We start from the raw sequence: 21,913 nt of genomic DNA, 5'->3' as shown, positions 1-21,913 counted from the left end.
AATAACGATGTATGTTGTTGCTATCTATGTCATTGTGCCAAGGAGGTACTGGATGAATAACACCTATCCGATGATTGAACAAATCAAATTATTGTTTGTTACCAAGGGATATGAAGATACTTCAGCACAAGATATCATGCAGATATGTCGTTTAACAGAAGCCGATTTTGCTAATCAGTTGAAAAGTAAAGATCATGCGTATTGCTTGGTTTTGGATACAATCGGTCAGGACATTAATAATCTTATTTTCTACAATTATGCCGATCAACAAATCGCACCAGAGCAAAAAATAAACGTTTATATACAAAACTATATGCAACATATGATGCTTGTTTATCCGCATGTATCTCAGAACAGTATGATCGACAAAAATAAATGGCATAATTCCACAATTTATTATGCTTATCAACGACTGGAATATAAGTTGAGTGCTTTACTTCTAGAAATCATGAATACTGTGTTATATGAGCTAGATAGTGTTAATCTATTAGGATGGAACACAGATTATTTGCGCCAACAGATCAAGCAGTCCAATAGTCTTACATTATCCCGAGCATTAGATATTCAACACAATCTGTATCATTCAAAAATAAGGGTGCATGGTGATAATGCAACTATAGATACCAAACGCAATAAATGGCTTGAAATACAACAGGTAGAACAGGAAATAATGAACACCACAGAACGATGTACACTGGTGAAGACATTGCTTCACTGTATAGAACAATATCCGATCATTATGCTTGATCCTGTGGGAGTTACAGAACAAAGACGAGACGAATTGCATTGAAAATGTGTGATAACATATGGAACTAAAAGAGATGCTGGAAGAATTCAGCGTCTTTTTTAGATTTATATGGGATAATTATAGTGATCTAACAATTTTTTGTATTGTATAATAAGTAATCATAGAACATGAATATACAATCTATACAGAAAATAGGTGAACAATGAAATATGAATGTATTCGGATACTAAAGTACATAATATATGTTGCATTATGTTTATATAATTATTACTATTTTAGCCTTCTACTAGTTAATGTGTTGTATGAATGGTTTACTGATGTTGATCAATATATAGCTGATTATCATATTCATCCAGGTGTTGTTGCCATCATGTTTACAGCAGCTTTGGGAGGTCCTCTATTTAGCTTGATTATGACCAGTATATCAATTCGTTGGTATAAAAATTATGGAAGAGTTACACATAAGCGATTTATTATAAGCCAATTTATTATATTTATCTGTTTAAAAATCTATGAACTTTTTCAATATACATAAAACGTAAATGCCCAAAATAAGAGATACATTACGCAAAGGAGTTATGACAATGAGTTATGATCTTCATATTTCTAAAACAGAACAATGGATGGATAGCAAATCTAATCCGATTACTGAAAAAGAGTTAATCAAAGTAAATCATCTTTTGAAAGGTTTGCCTTTTATATTTGAACAAGGAAGGTTAACTTTATGTGGAGCTGATTCTACTGTAATATCATTAATGATTGACATAGCTTCTCAACTCCATGGTTATGTACAGGGAGATGAACTAGAGTATTATAGTGACCCTAATTTATTTCCTCCCGTAGTCTCCTCATTACTTATAGATACAGCTGACTCTACTGTAGCATTGAATGAGTGGGTCGATGCTATTAAAGTTGGAGATACAATCCATCATGTTAAATTTGGTCTAGGACAGATTGAGTCGATCATTGGCAAGCAACAAGATAAAGAATTGATTGTGAGATTTTCTGAAAAAACTAAGCGTATACTAGCGCATCAAGCATCTAATAAATACCATGTCGTCACATCTCATACATAACAAAGGAGAATCATAGTAAAAAAATGATGGTGATGAATCAAGTAAACCTATTGAGAAAAGAATATAAAGGAAAATAATTCATTCTAGAATCATTGTTTAGATTGAATTTAATACTAATGATCTATCAAGAATCCCAACTTACTCTGAATTGTTCTGGTGTCATAGCAACGACTTTTTTGAAGCAGTGAATAAAGTAGCTACTTTGCGAAAATCCTGAATCTAAGGCGATATTTTGAATAGTTTTGTTGGTAGAAAGAAGAAGCTTTTTCGCATATAAAATACGTGATTCCAGTAAATAAGCAGTTGGTGTTACTCCCATAGACTGGTGAAATTTACGCGTAAAATAAGGTACGCTGTATCCTGTAAATTGAGCGATCTCTTTGATCGATAATGGTTCTGTACAGTGCTCACGCATATAATTAGCGGCTGCATGAATACCCGGTAGGGCAGGATCTTTGGGCAAATGAAGAGATACTGCATCTTTGGTAATATGTAATAACATCTCATAAAGTACAGTAGAAGCGCGTATCTCTTGCTTGAGATCAAAGTTACGACCTAAAGCTAACAGCTCTTCCATACATATATTCAATGTCTGCATAGAGTGTAGTTCAAATAACCATACTTCGCTAATTCCTCGTTTACCTAATAACGATTCCAGACCAGAAGCGGAAAAGTGAATCCAACGGATATCCCATGGATCATAAGAATCTGCTTCATAACGTTCTGCTAACTCGGGGCCATATAAGAATCCATGACCGGCACTCAGCTCATATCTGGTTCCCTGACTATATACATAACCTTTTCCTTTCAAAATAAAGTGTAGGTTATACAATCGATTTAATTTGAAATCACTACTGTTCGCCGGACGATCAACGATATGAGAAGAATGGTTCTGATAACCTCCTATAAAATCTGGATAACAACTATAATGTGCAAATGACGGATTAGGGAAGAAAATATGTTCTCTCATCTCAGTACTCCTTTCAGATGAAATTTATACTATACTACAGTCCATTTTATAGCAATACCAACTATATATTGAAATGTTCATCGCAAAATATTGTTATCAGGATAATTACTCGTTATATACGTAAATATGACATCGCTTTAAAATAAAGATATCCAAACATTAGAGGTGATTGTCATGAACAAATCGATTCAACTTGATTCTTTACAATTAGGAGTATGTTATTATCCTGAACAATGGTCTGATTCGCTCTGGGAAGATGACTTTAAACGTATGAAAGATATGAATTTGTCTCATATTCGAATTGGTGAATTTGCTTGGAGTATTTTTGAACCGCAAGAGGGAGTATATGACTTTGATCTGTTTGACCGTGTATTAGACTTAGCACACCAATATGGTCTGAAAGTGATTATGGGAACACCTACTGCTACACCACCAGCATGGTTAACACAGAAATATCCTGAAGTATTGAATGCAACGATCGAAGGTGTTACATATCAGCATGGTATGCGGAGACATTACAATTATAGTAGCCCTAAATATCAGGAACTATGTGCAAATATTACGCGCCAAATGGCAAATCATTTTAAAGATCATCCAGCTATTATCGGGTGGCAGATTGATAATGAACTGAATTGTGAAGTCAGTGAATTCTATGCAGAAGCTGACCATATTGCTTTCCGTCAATGGGTACAAGAACGTTACCATACTTTGGAAGCGCTTAACCAAGCATGGGGGACTGTATTCTGGAGTCAGACTTACACAGATTGGAATCAAGTGTATTTGCCACGTCTTACTACAGCACATTCTCCTAATCCGCATCTGGTGTTAGATGAGAAACGATTTATTTCTGACAATACTATCGCTTTTGCTCGTATTCAAGCAGACATTTTAAGAGAGATCGCTCCTCATCATTGGATTACAACGAATGGTCTGTTTGGACATTTAGATAGTCATGCGTTAACAGAAGAAATGCTCGACTTTTTCTCCTATGATTCATATCCGCAATTTTCAACCATCTTTGGCAGTGATGAACCTAAGCCATTGTTGGATCGTAAATGGAGTCAGAATCTGAGCGTTGTCCGTAATATCTCTAACAATTTCTGTATTATGGAACAGCAAGCCGGGCCAGGTGGATGGGTGAATCGAATGAATATGCCTGCTCCACGTCCGGGGCAATTAAGATTATGGACATACCAATCGGTATTACATGGCGCTGATCTGGTAATGTATTTCCGCTGGCGAACGGCTACATTTGGTACAGAAATCTACTGGCATGGCTTAAATGATTACCATAATCAACCGAACCGTCGTATTCAAGAAGCATCTCAAGTAGGGCAAGAATTTGTGGCGATCGGTGACAAGATTGCAGGTACAACTTATCAAGCAGATATAGCTATCGTCAAAGATTATGATAACGATTGGGATGGCGAATACGATATATGGCATGGCCCTTTAACAGGCAAAAGTATCAACGCATGGTTCAAGCAACTTCAATATCAGCATATCCCAACAGATATTATCTATTTGCGTAAGCAGACACTGGCAGAATTACAACAATATAAAGTGCTTATTTATCCGCATGCCGCAATTATGTCTGAGCAGACAGCGACTTTATTGACTCAGTATGTAGAAGCAGGTGGAACACTAATTTTGGGTGCACGCACAGGATACAAAGAGTTATCCGGTCATTGCCGAATGGCGCCTATGCCGGGCCCTGTCGCTTCCTTATGCGGAATTTCTGTAGCGGATTTCACTTCGATTACAGGTAATGCTCAAGTGCCAGGACTTCGCTGGCAACATAACAATCATCATATGGCGCAAGTAGCGGAGTTATTTAACGATATTTTACAAGTAAATGAAGACGATGTAGAAGTATTGGCGACCTATACATCATCTTACTATGAAGATGCTCCTGCATTAACACAGCGACTATACGGCAAAGGTAAAGTGTTATATTATGGGGCAGCTTTTCATGAAGATGTTGTCGATGAATTATTGTCGATCTTAGAGATATCCTCCCCTGTAGCTGACTGGTTAGAAGTGCCGGAACAGGTGGAGATAGGGATTCGTCAGAATGAGCAACACCAATACATCTTTTTGCTCAATTATAGCGATCAAGAGGCTTCTATTCAGATCAAACAACAACGTACAGATGTGTTAATAGATACTTTAATTGAAGGAACAACGACGATACCGGCTTATGGTGTGATGATTTTACAATAATGATATAAGATAGATAGAAAACCTCCTGCTAATTAAGGAGGTTTTTTTACTTAGGATATCTGTTCCTTTTCGCGATATACACATAATGGTTGTTACACTTTGATTATCGTTCAAACACATAGTATGATAAGAGACAATACGATAGAAAGGAGCGACAATTGCATCTTACTTGCATAATTAGGTACACCAATATAGATATTCTATCTACATAAGAGGAGCCACGACAATGACCCAAATGGATACTATTCAAATTGTAACCTACGAGCCACGTTTTGCTGCATCGATTGCAGAGATGTGGAATGCCAGTCATGAGAGTTGGGGCGGTGATAATACGGTCCAGACCGAAGAAATGATTTTGAAAGAGCACCATAATCATACACATATTGATGTTTTTCTAGCTGTAAAAGACGATGAAGTGGTTGGATACTGTAGCTTTTCTCATTATAAAGAAGACACAGGAGCACTTTATATTCCATTACTGAATGTACGTCCAGATTATCATGGATATAAAATTGGAAAAAGATTAGTATTACGAGCAGTCGAAGAAACATTGCAACGAGGTTGGCCAAGATTGGATTTATACACTTGGCCGGGTAATATCAAAGCTGTACCTACGTATAAAAAAGCAGGATTTTTCTGGGAACGACGTGACGATACAACACATCTTATTAATTTGATTCCAGCAGTGTTACAGACACCAGCAGTACAGTCTTATTTTGAACAGATTGACTGGTATACCGATAGCACGCGTGAGATTGTAACCGAACCTGATGGACGACAGGAATACGGGTTTGATTATTTCACATATCAGTGGATTAAAGATGATCTACAACTCAAAATGGAATATGAACGAACCGGTCGTGGTCTACGATTGATTGAAACGAATGATTATCTGATTCAGGCTACGATTCCTGTTGCTCATCAATTGCCATTTGGAACCGATTATCCAATCGTCTATGAAGTGATTAACAAAACAGGTAAGCCATTATCGCTTCAGATTAAGTCTATTGCTAATGATGATATTGCTTTTGAATTGCAAGAATCCAGAATAGTAGAATCACAAGCTACGATTGAAGGGCATTTTCAGATTAAGCCGATTGAAGAAGAGCAAGATCCGTTTCAGACACATCCTGTTGTAGAAGCAGAATTAATCATTAACGGGCAATCTGCTATATTCAAAAGTGGTGTTGAACCTAAGTTCCCGGTACGCTTAAAAGTAAAAGCTCCTCACCGTTCGTTAATAGTAGGGGAAGAGGTCGCACTAGAATTAACAGTAGAAAATGAGTACGATCAACAAATTACCTATTACCTGCAATGCCCTAACGATAATATTTTGTCATTTCAAGATACTAGGGTAGCTATTGAAGTACCTGCTCGATCACGTCGCTGTGTTACACTTACAACCACATTACTTCAATATGGGATCTGGCATCACGCTATTCCAATCTATACACAGCCAGAATGTACTGAAGAGAGTCGCATACTGGAGCAACACATAAGTCTTGTATTTCCAGGTATACAATCCGCATTCGGAGGCGAGACTGCTAAAGATTGGGTGATAGCCAATGGTAAATACAGCGTATATTTAAATAAAATCAATAATAATTTTACGATCTATGAAGGTACAGAAGAAGCTGCTCGTCTATTTTATCCTAAGTTTGGACTGCCTTATAAAAATGAATTTCAAAAAAATCGTGCGTCTCAAGTCACGTTCCGTCATGAAGATGCTATGATCATGGAAGCAAGGTACGATGTAGACCATATGGGGGTTGTTTTAACAACGATCGTTACATTGTATGCGAACGGTGTAATAAGCCGTTACTACACTATAGAGAATCAACATGAGCAGGAACGTAGTGAGCCGCTATTTTTGAAAGAGCATTTCCGTTTCCCGTTAGAAAATAGTATTATTCCTTACCGTAATCAGTATATTGACACAGCTAAAAGTTCAGATGCTTCTGCAATAGATTACTGGCAAGCTAGCGATATTACAGAAAATTGGTTGTTTTCCTATACTTCTGATTCAACGTACGGTGTAATATGGTCAAAAGATATAAGATTAACGACCGATCATTGGCTGTATGGATTAGAACATCCATTGTCTTTAAGCAATGCAGGAGATAAAGTCGAAACACCTGCACTTCTGTTCGCTATCGGTACATGGAATGATTGGCAAGATTTCAGAAAATTTGCGGTACAGAATAGTTCAGATCACAATCTAACAACGACTGCAGCACCTCTTGAATGTAAATTAAATCAAGGCAATCCGTTCGTCCAGCAATCAGTAGATGTACAGATTATAGAGCACAAAAATGCAATATTAGATGGAACACTCTCGATTTCATCTCAGTTGGGTAGTGTGGAACAGACTCAATATGAATTATCCAAAACCTTAGAATCACATGATTTTCAGGTGCAACTTCCTCTACAAACATCTTCTACAATAGATGTACTTACATTACAACTGGATATGGACTCGTATGTATTGGAAGAGAAGCGTTTGGTATTTCCAGTATCTGAACAGGCAATTATTCAAGAAGTGATTTCAACAGAACATGGAGATATTCATACGGTGCGTAACGGTGTGTTAGAATTTCAAGCCAGTCAATCTTTTGCACCGACTTTATTTTCACTTAAATCTGATGGATTAGAATGGTTAGATTCTTCATTTCCACAACCAGTAGCTAGATCATGGTGGAATCCGTGGATTGGCGGTATTTCATTAGAAGTGCATGGTCTATCGCAGCGAACATTATTGGAAGAAAAACGGTCTGTAGAATTTACAGAAATTAAAGATAATCTAGGAAATACATGGTCAGGCATCTGTATTACTATTGATATTGAGAACAATGTCAAGTTAAAAGGATTATCGATTCAGCAGTATTATGTCACGCTTCCGGGTGTTCCAGTGCTTTGTCACTTTATTAAGCTTGATCAACAAACAGGAACAACGTTAGCACCATTTGGAGCGAATCATTTTAGCTTTTACAAAGTGAGCGAAGAGATCACAGATGCTAAAGCATATGTTACAAATACAGCAAAAGAAAATATCACCTATAAAGCGGGTAGAGTTCAATATGAAACCGAAGTGAAAGATAAAGTCATTCGCTTTGGTTCTCATGAACGGAAGTCGCAATTAATCGTTGTCGATCATCCAGATAATGAGACTTGCGCTGTTTTTGTAAATACACATCTGATCGCATCTGTCGTTATTCAGAAAATCTTTGCTAATCATCAGCAACAGGTATGGGGTAAACCACAGTTTTACATGATTTCGGATATGGATATTCCAGATTCAACGTTAACGGATCTGTTTAATATTCAATTCGATTTCAACACTGTAACAGAGGATTAAGAAGGGAGTACACCATGAAAATCATCGATGCACATATCCATTTTTCTGAAATTGACTCTTTTTACGATACTGCTAAGTCATTAGCATCTATTGATTATACTGAAAAAGGGCTATTGGACGAATTTGCACGTTCCGAAGTAGTAGCAGCTGTCGGTATGGGAGTCACCGAAACGTCTGCTGGAGGTTTCCCTGATACTGCCGCACAAAATCCGATGTTGTTGGATTTGAAGGGACATATGCCTGATAATCTTTTTACATGTATAGGTATTAATCCAGTGACTCTCCATGAAGAAGGGCAATTAGAAGCCGTCGAGCAATCTTTACAATGGGATCATGTGGTCGGCATCAAGTTATATGCTGGATATTATCATTATAATGTAGGTGACGCTATCTATGCTCCGGTGTATGAGCTTGCTCGCAAGTATCAGCTTCCTATCGTTATTCATGGTGGACTGACTTATTCAGATCATGGGCTACTCAAATACTCTCATCCTTTATCAATGGAAGAAACGTTTCTCAAGCATCGGGATATTACTTTTATGTTATGTCATCTAGGTGATCCGTGGGTGATGGATACAGCAGCTTTGCTTGAAAAAAATCCGAATCTATATGCTGATCTATCCGGTTGGATCGTTGGTGATAGCTCCAAAGTATATCGTCTAATGGGTGAACAAACGTATGTTGATCATTTTAAGCGAGCTATCGTATTCGCAGAGAAGTATGATCGACTGGTATTTGGAACCGATTGGCCGTTAGTACCTTTAGATGCTTATATTGCTTTTATCAAAAATTTAATACCTGAAGCCCAGTGGGAAAATGTATTTTATCATAATGCGCTTCAAGTCTTTCCTAAATTAAAAAGTTGGATAGAATCGCAATCGATCTAGTCCAACTATCTTGTAACATAACAAGAAGTTGTAAGTTAGTATTGTTCTTATCAATAGGTAACCGAAAACGTGTACTCGATGTCAATGTCTGGCATCGAAGTACACGTTTTAATTATGTCAGATTTCTGTTTCTATCTCATGTATACATATAGATTATTATTTATAACGAATCGTGTTCATCGCATAATCGTACATGATCATGCCATTGACCATACATTTTGTTTGCTTTGGTATTAATGATAAATTTCTGAATTTGGTGCAACCATGCTCTTAATTCTATTCTGGAATGTATAGTGAGAAGATGGTCAATGTTATTCAATGTATCATGTTCCTTTCGATCATTAGATAGATGATGCCGATTCCTGATACCAGAATAATAGATAATCATTCATTACAGAAGCATGACCTAATTGACGAAGCATAGTAGAAATATTTCCTCGATGATATGTTCCGTGGTTTACTACATGGAGTACGATTTCTGCTAAGCGCGTCTGTCTTGGGCCGACATAAGGATTGTTCAGTAGAAGAGATTGTTCTAAATCTATTCCATTTTGTAGCCATTTTTGGTACTGATCAGTTAATACTGCAAAACGAGTGATATACTCATCGATAGAAGTCAGTGTGGTCTGATTCAAAGCCATACATTCTTGTAAGGCTTCCGGCATTTCTTCACCTTGTAAAACTTGATAAAACATTCGATCCACTGCATACATATGACTTAACGCATGCGCTATTGTTGGGAAAGAGCTATTCACCTCTTGGTGTAGTACAGAGTCAGGAAGTTCTTGGATTCTTTCCATAATAATACGACTTGCCCAGATGTGGTACTTGAACATTTCTACAGGATGATTAGACATCAATAACAGCTCCTTTGGAAAGATAATAAATGGTATTACAGTTCTCATCATAGCCAAAGAAGTATGACAACAGTGTGTCATACTTCTTTATAAAGGTGGAGCGCTTGTTCAAGTTGTTGTTTTAATATGACTCGTAACTCGGCAGGTTCTAACACTTCAGCACCACTCCCAAAGCTAAGCAAAATCGACCATAACCATTTGGCTTCAAGAGGTTTATAGATAGGAATACGCATGATCATACTTCCATCAGACTGAAATGTTTTGTCTGCTTGCTGAAATTGATCCAGAGCTTCTGCTAAAGATTGAGGGGCTACTCGAATTACAATTTCTTTTAATTGCTTTTCCCATTCTGGCTCAGTCTGTAGAATGTTCTGTGGAGTAGATGGATGAGGATGAAAATCTTCGGTCGTTAACTGTACATTCATCATTCGAGATAAGCGAAATTCCCGATAATCCTGTTTATTCTGGCAAAATCCATGTACATACCATGTACTATATTTGAAATGAAGCCAGAGCGGTTCGATTTTCCGATGCGTATGTTCATTATTGGCGTTAATATAATCAAAATGGACTACTTTAGTATCTGTAATCCCTTGACGTAGATAAAGAAGAGCATGAGGTTCTGTTCGGTATGTATCGAAATTGATTGCTAGATTAGAATTGTGATGTTCAGGTGCAATGGTCTGTAGACGTTCAATTGTACTTTGCGCACGTTCATCTTGAAAGACAGTAGAAAGGCTGGTGAGTACAGTAATTAATGAATCGATATCATATGCACCAAGCAGACTTTTGTCCATTTTATATCCATCTATAATCCCATATCCACCACTACTTCCTTGATACGATACAATCGGCAATCCAGCCGCACAGAGTACATCAATATCCCGATAAATCGTTCGTTGTGACACTTGAAACTGCTCAGCCAAGACAGAAGCAGATAGCACTTCATGATTAAGCAATTTGTAGATCATCGCAATCAATCGCTCTAATTTCATAGCATTATCCCGCCTATTGTTATGATTTATTTGGATCATAGTGAGTTGATTTATTCATTAATCTATAACAGTATACCTTAGAATATAATCAAAGATGTTGGTGGATTTAGACAAAGGACAGTTAGATTTTAAAAAAGTAAACATGCATACTATAAGCGGTATAATATGAGTAAGTTGTATAATCATATACGTTGCATCATAATCCTGCTGTTCAACAATCTGCTACTGAAGCATTGCAACAGTTACAGCAAATGAAAAACTGATATTTCAAAAGAAAAAACAGTTCATATTATCGTTATGTATTTAGGGATCATCATTATCAAAAAAGTGAGTGGTGAACCTGTAGAATCTAGTTGTTATAAAGGAGTATACATGATTACTATAAATGCTTTATTGATCGGGGCAGGGATTATCCTTATTGCAAGCTTTGTGCAAGGATTAACAAGTTTTGGATTTGCTTTAATTGCGTTGCCGTTACTTAGTTTATTGCTACCGATTCAGCGTGTCGTACCGATGATTGTCATATTAAGTATGCTGATTTGCTTGTTGGTTTTGTGCTCTGTCTATAAGGATACCAATATACGTAAAATAGGATTATTGATTATTGCAAGTGTGGTTATGGCTCCGGTTGGAACGTTGTTTCTGCTTATTATTAGTGGAAGTACTCTTAAAATTATAACAGGTATACTGATCACTTTATTTGCTGTATTTTTGATGAGTGGACGAATTATTCCGATTGCTAATGAAAAAGTCGCTTATGTCTTAGCAGGAGCTATCAGCGGATTACTAAGTGGAAGCATATCTGTGAGTGGGCCTCCGATGGCATTGATGTTGTCTAATCAAGGCATGTCCAAGCAGATGTTTCGAGCGAATTTAGCATTAGTCGGTGTGATATTAAACGGAGTGACGATTATTACCTTTGTATATAGTGGATTGATCGATCAGGAGATGAGCCTATATCTAGGTTGGATGTTACCGGTGATGCTAATTGGTACATGGATAGGGGTCAAAGCCGTTAAGTATTTGAACGAACAGAAATTTAAAAAGTATTCACTGGGTTTGATCATTTTATCGGGAATTTGGACGTTATTAGCAGGTCTGGGTGTGATATGAAATAAATAAACTACATGCAAAATAGTAAAATCAAAAAGAGAACAGATCCTTATAAAGGACTGTTCTCTTTTTGATTTTATTGTATATAAGGCATTATAGCTATCAAAAATCGATCTTTACAACTTGACCCATGCTTCCAATCCATCCGGTTGATCAGGATTGATATTCTGACGCTCTGCACTGGCTAATGCTACTATTTGTGGGATGAAAATAAAAGGAATCCCTTGAGCTGCTGGATGCAAAGGTTGTTCTAAAACAATGCCTAGATTTACCGATGCGTCTGGAATCCGATTGGAGTGATCTGCTAACGCAATAATTCGTGCTCCACGAGCATGGATATCTTGAATAAGATTGTGTTGATACGATGTGCCTTCTCCAGTTAGTGCTGCAATCACCAAAGTATCTTGATCAATAGTTACCATTGGACCATGGCGAACATCTAATAAGTGAAAAGCATGAGCTTCTGCTTGAGCAATTTCAGTGATAGCAATTGCACCTTCATTAGCTAATCCTTGTAATTCACCATCTGCTAATAAAATGACACGTTTCCATGCGAAATCAGCCACTTCTCGAATCGAAGCTTCTACTTTTTCCATATAAGATTCGCCCATTTGAATGGCACTTTGAATATCCTCAATTAATTTTTCGTTATTACTCCAAAAAGCATTAATCAATAGATTAGCTACATACAAATTCGTCACTGTACGAGTCTGGCATACACTATGATCAAACGCCCATGGTAATTCTAACGATAAATCAGCTTCTGTAGATAAAGGAGAACTGGATACACAGGATATAGAAAGAACGGCAAGAGGTTGTTGTTTACGTACACGTTGAATAGCTTCTATAATTTCGCTTGTACTACCTGAACGTGATGGAGCAACCAATAATGTATTTGCCAAAAGGGGAGCATATCGCTTTGCATTTAGCATGAGATCGCCCCCTGCTAATGCGGATGCAAGCATATTGGTATACAAACGAGTAGAAAAAGCAGCCGATTCACTTAAACAGTAACTAGAACCGCAACCTACAAAGGTAATAGAAGTAGGATGAAGTTGTTCCAGTAAGTCTTGGATAGCTTGACGATGTTCTAACATATAATTGAATGTCTGATGTAGGGCTGTATATTGCTTTTTCACTTCCTGATACGTTAAGTTCATGAATTGACCTCCATATAGTATATTTTGCAAGATAATCATTACGAGCGGACTTCATATATAGTATATTTCTTTAATTTGATTTTTTCAATCATATTTATGATTTATTAAATCAAAATTTGATTATTGTGATATTCATTATGCTTTTTTAATCGAAAAATAAATAAATTTGTAAAAATAAATAAAAAAAGATTGTTTTGATCATTAATTAAGAGTATCATAATTAAAAAATGATCTAAAGAATCAATTTAAATGATTTATTCAATCATTAAGGAGATGCTAATATGCCAATTATTTCATCAACTGTCATGCTCCAAAAGGCAAGAGAACATCACTATGCTGTAGCTGCTTTCAATGTACATACTTTGGAAATGCTACAGGCTGTTGTAGATGCTGCTACAGAAATGGAATCTCCACTTATTATCCAATCGACAGTAGGTACTGTTCGTCATTTAGGTGCGAAGTATCTAGTCGAAGCAGCTACAGTTGCTGCGAATCAATCTTCTATTCCAATTGCACTTCATTTGGATCATTGTACAGAGTTCAATCTTATTATTGAATGTATACGGGCAGGTTATACCTCGGTCATGATTGATGCTTCAATGCATCCTTATGAAGATAATGTAGCCATCACTAGTAAAGTTATGGAAATAGCAAATGCTGCTGGTGTGAATGTAGAAGCAGAGCTTGGCAAAGTAGGAGGGGTAGAAGACGATATCGTTGTCGATGAACAAGATGCTTTATTAGCAGATCCTGAAGAATGTCTACAATTTGTAAAACAAACAGGAGTACTCACATTAGCACCTGCGATCGGAACAGCTCATGGTATTTACAAAGGCGATCCTCATATTGATTTTGAACGAATCGAGAAAATTGCAGCATTGGTCGATATTCCACTGGTACTTCACGGAGGTTCAGGTATTCCAGCAGAACAAGTGAAGCGAGCGGTTGCTCTAGGCATGTCCAAAATGAATGTAGCTACTGAATTACGTATCGCTTTCTCAGATGCGATTAAACAAATTTTTGACGAGAATCCTTCCGAAAATGATCCACGTAAATATATGATTCCTGCTAAAGAAGCGGTTAAACAATTAGCAATGCAAAAAATTGGACTATGCGGATCGGCAGGTAAAGCAGGCGTTTTACAATGATTACTACGGTGACCTTAAATGCAGCAGTAGATAAAACCTATTATATGGATTCATTTGCTACACATCAGGTCAATCGGGTTAGACGTGTACTCACAGAACCAGGTGGTAAAGGAAATAACGTAGCAAAAATTATCAAATTATTAGGTGGCGAAGTGATTGCTTCTGGTTGTATAGGAGGAGACAATGGGCAACAGATAGACCATTTGCTACAAACACGAAAAATAAGCACAGATTTTGTTATGACATCGGGTGAATCTAGAATATGTCTCAATATTATTGATGAATCCAATCAACATGCTTCTACTGAATTGTTAGAACCGGGGCTTATCATTTCTTCATCGCAATGGATAGCTATCAAACAGAAAATACAGCAACTTGCACAGATGTCTACGATTATTGTTTTTTCAGGAAGCTTGCCTCAAGGAGTGGCGACGAATGGATATGCTGAACTCATCGAAATTGTACAGCAGGCAGGCGGACATGCTTTTTTGGATACAAGTGGAGCTGCTTTTACAGATTCGATCCAAGCTAAGCCTTATTTTATCAAACCGAATCAACAAGAGTTAGAGCAATGGACCAATACTTTGCTGACTACAGATCAACAATACATTGACGCCGCTTGGCTTCTAATTGATCGTGGTATAGAGAAAGTTTGCATTACCCGAGGAAGTCAGGGGTCTATTGCGATTATCAATAAGCAAGTGTATCAAGTGATATCTCCATCTATTCAAGCCATCAATACGGTGGGGTGCGGTGATGCTTTTGTAGCAGGGATGGCATTTGCAACATCAAAACAGTATGAACCTATACAACAGTTAAAGTTAGCTTCTGCTGTTGCCACTGCAAATGCATTATCTGAAAAAGCAGGCGATATGGATTATGCGACTTACCTGGAGTTAGAATCTGCTGTTCAGGTCATTCCCTTATAAAGGTGAACAAAATTATCCTATAATAGATGCTTGCAATTCATTCTGTAATCATACAAAATGATTAAAAAGAGCAAAATTATATTAATAATGCTCATAACAATCAAAGGAGATTGCAGAAATGGAGTATTCTAAAAGTGAATTACGACGTACAAAAATTATGGATATGATCAAAAAGAATGGCAAAATATCTGTTCAAGAAATCACTGGAGTTATTGGTTGCTCTGAAGCTACAGCTAGACGTGATCTCGACCTCATGGAGAAAGAAGGACAGCTTATTCGTACCATTGGTGGAGCCGTCTACGAAGGTGGAAGCAAAATCAGTCAGGATGAAGTTCCATTTGTCGATAAACAGTTGGCTCAGCAACCAGATAAGCAAAAAATTGCGGAAGCTGCTGCTGCATTAGTCGTTGATGGTGATGTTATTGGACTTACAGGTGGTACAACTACTTTTTTGATAGCGATGGCATTAAAGCATCATAAAAATATTACTGTGGTTACCAATGCCGTCAATATTGCTTTTGAATTGGCAGATGCAGAAGGGATTCAAGTGGTTCTAACTGGTGGCGTAATGCGCTCACAAAGTTATGAATTAATCGGTCCTTTAGCTGAAAGTGTTATTCAGAAGATCAATTTGAGCAAAATGTTCCTGGGTGTAGATGGTGTCGCATCTGAACGAGGATTTACGATGCATTCTGAATTAGAAGTACGGATTGCTCAGCAATTAAGTGAACGTTCTAGTGAAGTGTATGCGGTATTCGACCAAAGTAAACTTGAAAAAACAGCTTTATTTACGATTATGCCTTTAAAAGAAGTGACCGGCATTATCACTAATGTACATGCTGACTCCTGGTTACAGCAATTATGTGACAAAGAACATGTTCAACTGCAATTAGTCTAATGATCGAGATATCTATCTGATGATATAGCTGTTTATACGTATAGACAAGGTTGTTTATATCGAATATCCAACTTTGGTCTATACGTTATATGTAATAGCAATAGAGCATGTAAGACTACTGAATTTGAAAGGGGGAATTCATTGATATGCTTACTAAGGTTTTGAACTATCTCATCTTACTAGTCTTGATTACAGTGATGCTAGCAGGATGTGCATCAAATTCTAAAAATGTAGGCTCTTCTGGTAAAACTAAAATCGTATTTTGGGCACATCAAGAAAGTGCAATGAATGATGCATATCACAAGCTGATCCAAGCCTATGAAGCCAAACACCCCGATATCGAAATTGATTTTCAGACTTTTCCTTATGATGTGTATAATCAAAAACTTAAAGCTTCTTTTTCTGCACAAAATCCTCCTGACGTAGCTGAGATGTTTGGTACATGGGTTCCTGAGTATAGTAAAAATGGAGCACTGACCGAAGTTCCTAATATCGATAAGATCAGCAAAGAGTATTATCCTGCACCATTAGGAGCTTATCAATACAATGGAAAGTTGTATGGCTTACCACTTGAATACAACCTCGAAAACGGAGGTATGTTAATCCATCCTGAAATGTTCAAAAACAAAGGGCTAGAGTACCCACCCAAAACATGGGACGATTTAGTCGAAAATGCCAAAATATTAACAGTACGTAATGATAACGGTATCCAAATCAAAGGATTTGATTTTATTTCTTTAGACAATATTACGTTTACCTTTCTTTCTATGATTTTGCAGCAGAATGGAAAGTACTGGGGAACAGATAACCATGTAAGCTTTCAAACTCCAGAAGCTATCCAAGCAATGAATGCGCTTACTTCTTTAGTTAGTGTAGATAAAGTGACTGATCTTTCTGTTTTTGGCGGTCAATTGGATAGTTCTGACTACTTTTTCCGTGGCAATTCTGCTATGACCTATCGTGGGCCTTGGACGGTTGCTTCTGGACTGGATAACTATAAGGTGAAAGACTTTGAATATGTCCCTGTTCCTTCATTTACGAATGAGAATCCTTATTTTGCAGCAGAATCAGGTTGGGGTGTAGTAGTAGCCAGTAAAAGTGAAATACAGAAGCAAGCTTTGAATTTTATTCAATTCCTAAGTGAAAATGAAAATCTGCTTCAATGGAATATAAGTACATTTACAGTACCTCCCAAAAAAGAAGTCGCAAATAACCCTAAATTTCTGAAGGAAAATCCGTACATGAAAGCACCGCTTGATATTTTGAAGTATGGTCAATGGATTGGCCCTGTTGCAGATCGAGATTATTTTTTCAAACAGATTAATGATAACTTTCAGTTGATTGTAAGCGGACAGATCACCGTCGAAACGGGTCTAAGTAATATAGAACAATCTATCAATTCAAGTCAAGACCAACACAAGTAGTCGAGGTGAATAGCGAATGAATAAAAGTATCGAAGCTGGAAATACCAGTAAAAGAACATTCGATAAAGGAACCACTCGTTCATATCAAAATGAGAAATGGTTTGTGCGTATTGCTCTAGCCCCGATTCTGCTTCTTTTTGGAGTATTTGCTTTTCTACCGATTGCTTGGAGTTTGTTGTTATCTTTTTATGATTATAGTCCGCTCAGTAATCATGCTGTTTTTACAGGAATGAAAAATTATACATTGTTACTTCAAGATGCAGTCTTTCTAAAATCGCTCTGGGTCACTTTTAAGTTCGTTGGTATTACTGTGATCAGCAATATTGTGATTACATTGATTATTGCAAGTGCGATCTATGCAATACGAATACAATGGCTTAAAAATTTGTTTCGTACCTTGTTCTTTTTACCAGCTATTGCTCCACTAGCGGGAACAGCTATTGTTTGGACAACTATTTTGAATTATGACAGTGGATTGTTCAACGTCATTCTCGGTCAGCTACATATTGCTCCTGTTCACTGGTTAAGTGATCCCAAGTATGCCTTGTTATCCGTTATTATGATGACGCTCTGGGCAGATATTGGCTATAATATTGTACTATTTATAGCAGGCAGAGAGTCTATTGCTGATATGTATTATGAAGCGGCTATTCTGGATGGAGCTAATCGCTGGCACTTGTTCTTTTTTGTGACGTTGCCATTATTGCGTAGAACTATGTTATTTGTAACGATCACTACAGTGATTTCATATTTTCAAGCATTCCCACAATTCCAGATTATGACCAAAGGAGAACCGTTTAACGAAACAAGGGTCTTAGCGCTTAATATTTACGATCAAGCTTTTTCCAATTCCAATATGGGCTATGCTTCTGCAATGGCAACGATATTCCTGATCATCATTTTAATCGTAACGTTAATTCAGTTCCGATTAGGACGTGCTAGCTGGGAACAATAAGAGGGGGAGATACAGATGCAACGAAAAAGTCCATGGTTGGATTCGATCGTATTGGTGTTTCTAATCGTGACAGCGGTGGCAATGATGGTTCCTTATCTATGGATGGTAGTATCTTCTTTCAAAAGCAATATGGATATCATGTCAGGTCAGGGAAGTTTCTTTCCAACTCATCCGACATTAGAAGGATATTTCACTGTTTTTGAAGATGCTCCCTTTGTAAAATGGATGTGGAATAGTGCTATTTCAGCAGTTATTATCACCATTATTACACTATTTACAAGTGCACTTGCAGGTTACGTTTTTGCTAAGCATCAATTTAAAGGTAAACGCATTTTATTTGTATTGATTCTGGCAACCATGATGATTCCTTTTCAAGTGATTATGATTCCCACATATCTGATCACTGCAAGACTTGGATTGATTGATCATTTAGCCGCTATTATTTTGCCTAATCTCGTTAGTTCTTATGGAGTGTTCTTAGCCAAACAGTTTATTGAAGATATCCCGCAAGACTTGCTAGATGCTGCGCGAATAGATGGGGCTGGTGAATTACGATTGATGATTCGAATTATTGCTCCTCTTATTTTGCCGATGCTATCAGCGCTTGGTATCTTTACATTTATGAATGCGTGGAACAATTATCTATGGCCGTTAATCGTACTGAATGATACCGACCATATGACTGTACCTCTGGCACTTGTGTATTTTAACGGAACTCATGTGGTCAATTACAATGTTGTGATGTCTGCTGCTGTCTTAATTACTTTACCTGTCATGATTGTTTTTCTTATTTTCCAAAAGCAATTTATCAAAGGCTTAACCATGACAGGTATGAAATAACAATATTCCATCATCATAAACATGCAGAGAGGAAGAATTATAATGACAAAAATATCTATTATTGGTGCAGGTAGTGCTTTTACACAAGATATCACTACAGATATTCTAAAAATTGAAGGAATCGATGGAGGCACGATCGCTTTAGTCGATCTTGATGCAAAGCGTCTAGATATTGCTCGTCGTATGGTCGAAAAGTTGATCGAAATGACAGGCAATCGTTGGAAAGTTATCGCTTCTACAGATCGACGTGAAGTCATTGGCGGCTCTCAATTTGTTATTAATCAGATTGAAGTCGGTGGACTGCAAAATGTAAGGTATGAGTATGAGATTCCTCTTAAATACAATGTAAATCAGTGTATAGGAGATACGCTTGGACCAGGCGGTTTGTTCAAAACGTTGCGGACGCTCCCAAGCTGGATTGACATTGTAAGAGATATTGAAGACCTTGCTCCTCATGCTACCATTTTGAATTATACGAATCCAATGTCAGCAGTCACCTTACTGACTTCACGGATTACAGAACTTCCGGTAGTCGGTCTGTGTCACTCGATTCAGAACACATCCAGTCAATTAGCAGAGTATGCAGGTGTACCTTACAACGAATTAGAATGGCGAGCAGGTGGCATTAATCATATGTCATGGTTCGTTGAACTTAAGCATAAAGGTGAAGACTTGTACCCTGTATTACTGGAAAAAATAAAAGACGAAGAGCTACTGCGTCAAGATCCTGTGCGCTTAGACGCAATGAAGTATTTAGGTGCTTTTGTATCGGAATCTAGCGGACACTTTTCTGAATATATTCCTTATTATCGTAAACGTCAGGAGTTAATAGATCAGCATTGTAATACAGGGTATAACGGTGCAACAGGATTTTATGCAGACAACTGGCCTATTTGGAGAAAAGAAAACGATGAGCGCATTTTACAACAATTAGAAGGTACTTTACCTATCGAATTGAAAAATAGTAATGAGTATGCCGCAGTTATTATAGAAGCGATGCTAAAAAACGAACCTAAAGTGATCTATGGTAATGTACCTAATCAAGGGCTTATTCATAATTTACCGCAAAATGGTGTGGTCGAAGTAGCTTGTATGATTGATGGTAATGGAATTAACCCTTGTCAGTTCGGTAGTCTACCAGAACATCTAGCTGCGCTGTGTCGCTCGAATATGGCATTTTTTGAACTAGCTGTAGGTGCTGTACTCGGTAATGATAAAGAAATGGCACGTCATGCATTGATGTCTGATCCATTAACAGCAGCCGTATGTTCACTTGAAGAAATCAGCAATATGTTCGATGAATTATATGAAGTGGAACGGGAATTTATCCCGAATATGAAATAATGATGAATACTCAAGCATCACATACACCTGTTGCTAGTATTGTTGTCGTTGGTGAATTGAATGTCGATATGATTCTAACTGGAGAAGATATTGTACCCGAATGGAATCGAGAAAAGGTAGCCAATCAATTCGAAATCGTTTTGGGGTCATCTTCAGCCATTACGGCTTGTGCACTTGTTAGTCTGGGCGTTGAAGTGAAATTTGTAAGTGTAGTGGGAGCAGATTATTTTGGAGAGTTTTGTATACAAGAATTACAGCGAATGGGTGTAAATACAGACCATATTCACATACGTTCCGATATCAAAACAGGAGTCACATTATCATTTTCCACTTCATCGGATCGGGGTCTTGTCACCTATCCGGGAAGTATTCCGTGTGTTACACCTGATATGGTAACAGAATCATTACTTCGTGAGGCTGACCATCTACACTTCGGTTCCTACTATCTACAAGATCAGATGAGAGAACATTGGTCAATATTGTTTGCACAGGCACATCGACTAAGCGTAAGCACTTCTTTTGATACTGGTTGGGATATTCGTAATCTATGGGATCGTTCAGGAATTGAGCAATTGTTAACATACACTAACTTGTTTATTCCAAGTGAAGAAGAGATACTGCATATTTATAATACGTCACATATTGAAGAGGTTATTACGCAATTACCTGATCTTATGGGTGATATGATCGTAAAATTAGGTTCTCAAGGTTCGTTACTTGTTGATGCAACCAAGCAACCAATTACGATTCGCTCTTATCCGGTAACGCCTATTGATACGACAGGAGCAGGAGACTGTTTCAATGCCGGGATCATTTATGGATATTTGCAAGGCTATCGAAGAGCCACTTTGTTAGAATTTGCCAATGCTTGTGGTGCTTTATCTACTCAAGGCGTAGGTGGTACAGGCGCTTTACCTACTTTACAGCAGATAGACCATATACAGATGAGTCATTCTTAATGCGTTTATTTTTTAAAGGGGGTGAGCTTGTA

At 37.4% G+C, this 21,913-nt stretch carries 18 protein-coding genes; 14 read left to right on the top strand and 4 right to left on the bottom strand.

From position 1 onward, the window contains the following. The first annotated feature begins 52 nt into the window (after positions 1 to 52). Both PQ456_RS12120 and PQ456_RS12115 read left to right on the top strand, forming a co-directional pair. Positions 53 to 790, top strand: coding sequence for a hypothetical protein (locus PQ456_RS12120; RefSeq protein WP_273612512.1), 738 nt, complete (start codon positions 53 to 55; stop codon positions 788 to 790). Positions 791 to 1,332: 542 nt separating this feature from the next. Continuing rightward, positions 1,333 to 1,824, top strand: coding sequence for a hypothetical protein (locus PQ456_RS12115; protein ID WP_273612511.1), 492 nt, complete (start codon positions 1,333 to 1,335; stop codon positions 1,822 to 1,824). 124 nt (positions 1,825 to 1,948) lie between these two features. On the opposite strand, the gene PQ456_RS12110 is transcribed toward PQ456_RS12115, so the two are convergent. After that, positions 1,949 to 2,794, bottom strand: coding sequence for an AraC family transcriptional regulator (locus PQ456_RS12110; protein WP_273612510.1), 846 nt, complete (start codon positions 2,792 to 2,794; stop codon positions 1,949 to 1,951). A 174-nt stretch (positions 2,795 to 2,968) separates the two neighbouring features. Here PQ456_RS12110 and PQ456_RS12105 point away from each other — a divergent pair, with 174 nt between their 5' ends. The 3 genes from PQ456_RS12105 (at position 2,969) to PQ456_RS12095 (ending at position 9,259) form a co-directional block, all read left to right on the top strand. Continuing rightward, a complete protein-coding gene (locus tag PQ456_RS12105; RefSeq protein ID WP_273612509.1) occupies positions 2,969 to 5,017 on the top strand; it encodes a beta-galactosidase in 2,049 nt (682 codons plus the stop codon). Between the two features lie 226 nt (positions 5,018 to 5,243). Next, complete coding sequence (locus PQ456_RS12100; RefSeq protein WP_273612508.1) at positions 5,244 to 8,372, top strand: GNAT family N-acetyltransferase; 3,129 nt, start codon at positions 5,244 to 5,246, stop codon at positions 8,370 to 8,372. 14 nt (positions 8,373 to 8,386) lie between these two features. Further along, positions 8,387 to 9,259 carry an amidohydrolase family protein gene (locus tag PQ456_RS12095; protein ID WP_273612507.1) on the top strand — a complete coding sequence of 291 codons (873 nt, stop codon included), beginning with the start codon at positions 8,387 to 8,389 and terminating at the stop codon, positions 9,257 to 9,259. 341 nt (positions 9,260 to 9,600) lie between these two features. Here PQ456_RS12095 and PQ456_RS12090 read toward each other — a convergent pair whose 3' ends face one another. After that, on the bottom strand, positions 9,601 to 10,116 hold the full coding sequence (locus PQ456_RS12090; protein WP_273612506.1) for a DinB family protein: 516 nt from the start codon (positions 10,114 to 10,116) through the stop codon (positions 9,601 to 9,603). 77 nt (positions 10,117 to 10,193) lie between these two features. Continuing rightward, positions 10,194 to 11,111: a helix-turn-helix transcriptional regulator gene (locus PQ456_RS12085; protein WP_273612505.1), complete on the bottom strand. Its 918-nt coding sequence runs from the start codon at positions 11,109 to 11,111 to the stop codon at positions 10,194 to 10,196. 372 nt (positions 11,112 to 11,483) lie between these two features. Here PQ456_RS12085 and PQ456_RS12080 point away from each other — a divergent pair, with 372 nt between their 5' ends. Further along, complete coding sequence (locus tag PQ456_RS12080; RefSeq protein ID WP_273612504.1) at positions 11,484 to 12,224, top strand: sulfite exporter TauE/SafE family protein; 741 nt, start codon at positions 11,484 to 11,486, stop codon at positions 12,222 to 12,224. Positions 12,225 to 12,340: 116 nt separating this feature from the next. Here the strand turns inward: PQ456_RS12080 and PQ456_RS12075 are convergent, their stop codons facing one another. Next, positions 12,341 to 13,384: an SIS domain-containing protein gene (locus PQ456_RS12075; protein WP_273612503.1), complete on the bottom strand. Its 1,044-nt coding sequence runs from the start codon at positions 13,382 to 13,384 to the stop codon at positions 12,341 to 12,343. Between the two features lie 281 nt (positions 13,385 to 13,665). Between PQ456_RS12075 and fba the strand changes: the two genes are divergently transcribed. The 8 genes from fba to PQ456_RS12035 all read left to right on the top strand — a co-directional run bounded on the left by fba (position 13,666) and on the right by PQ456_RS12035 (position 21,881). Next, positions 13,666 to 14,532: a class II fructose-1,6-bisphosphate aldolase gene (fba, locus tag PQ456_RS12070; RefSeq protein WP_273612502.1), complete on the top strand. Its 867-nt coding sequence runs from the start codon at positions 13,666 to 13,668 to the stop codon at positions 14,530 to 14,532. After that, entirely contained in the window at positions 14,529 to 15,461 is a 933-nt protein-coding gene (locus tag PQ456_RS12065) for a 1-phosphofructokinase family hexose kinase (protein ID WP_273612501.1), read from the top strand. Before fba ends, PQ456_RS12065 begins: the two co-directional genes overlap by 4 nt. Positions 15,462 to 15,579: 118 nt before the next feature. Beyond that, positions 15,580 to 16,359 carry a DeoR/GlpR family DNA-binding transcription regulator gene (locus PQ456_RS12060; protein WP_273612500.1) on the top strand — a complete coding sequence of 260 codons (780 nt, stop codon included), beginning with the start codon at positions 15,580 to 15,582 and terminating at the stop codon, positions 16,357 to 16,359. A gap of 146 nt (positions 16,360 to 16,505) precedes the next feature. After that, positions 16,506 to 17,783, top strand: a complete 1,278-nt coding sequence (locus PQ456_RS12055; protein ID WP_273612499.1) for an ABC transporter substrate-binding protein — start codon at positions 16,506 to 16,508, stop codon at positions 17,781 to 17,783. A gap of 16 nt (positions 17,784 to 17,799) precedes the next feature. Further along, positions 17,800 to 18,738 (top strand): carbohydrate ABC transporter permease, encoded by a 939-nt coding sequence (locus tag PQ456_RS12050; RefSeq protein WP_273612498.1) that lies wholly within the window; start codon positions 17,800 to 17,802, stop codon positions 18,736 to 18,738. A 15-nt stretch (positions 18,739 to 18,753) separates the two neighbouring features. Continuing rightward, complete coding sequence (locus PQ456_RS12045) at positions 18,754 to 19,578, top strand: carbohydrate ABC transporter permease (protein ID WP_273612497.1); 825 nt, start codon at positions 18,754 to 18,756, stop codon at positions 19,576 to 19,578. Between the two features lie 42 nt (positions 19,579 to 19,620). Continuing rightward, on the top strand, positions 19,621 to 20,922 hold the full coding sequence (gene melA / locus PQ456_RS12040; protein ID WP_273612496.1) for an alpha-galactosidase: 1,302 nt from the start codon (positions 19,621 to 19,623) through the stop codon (positions 20,920 to 20,922). A 2-nt stretch (positions 20,923 to 20,924) separates the two neighbouring features. Beyond that, positions 20,925 to 21,881 (top strand): carbohydrate kinase family protein, encoded by a 957-nt coding sequence (locus tag PQ456_RS12035; protein ID WP_273612495.1) that lies wholly within the window; start codon positions 20,925 to 20,927, stop codon positions 21,879 to 21,881. Positions 21,882 to 21,913 lie beyond the last annotated feature (32 nt).

The organism is Paenibacillus kyungheensis (assembly GCF_028606985.1).
Lineage (GTDB): Bacteria > Bacillota > Bacilli > Paenibacillales > Paenibacillaceae > Saccharibacillus > Saccharibacillus kyungheensis.
Note: the sequence above shows the minus strand (reverse complement) of the source record. Positions and strands in the feature narration are given on the sequence as shown.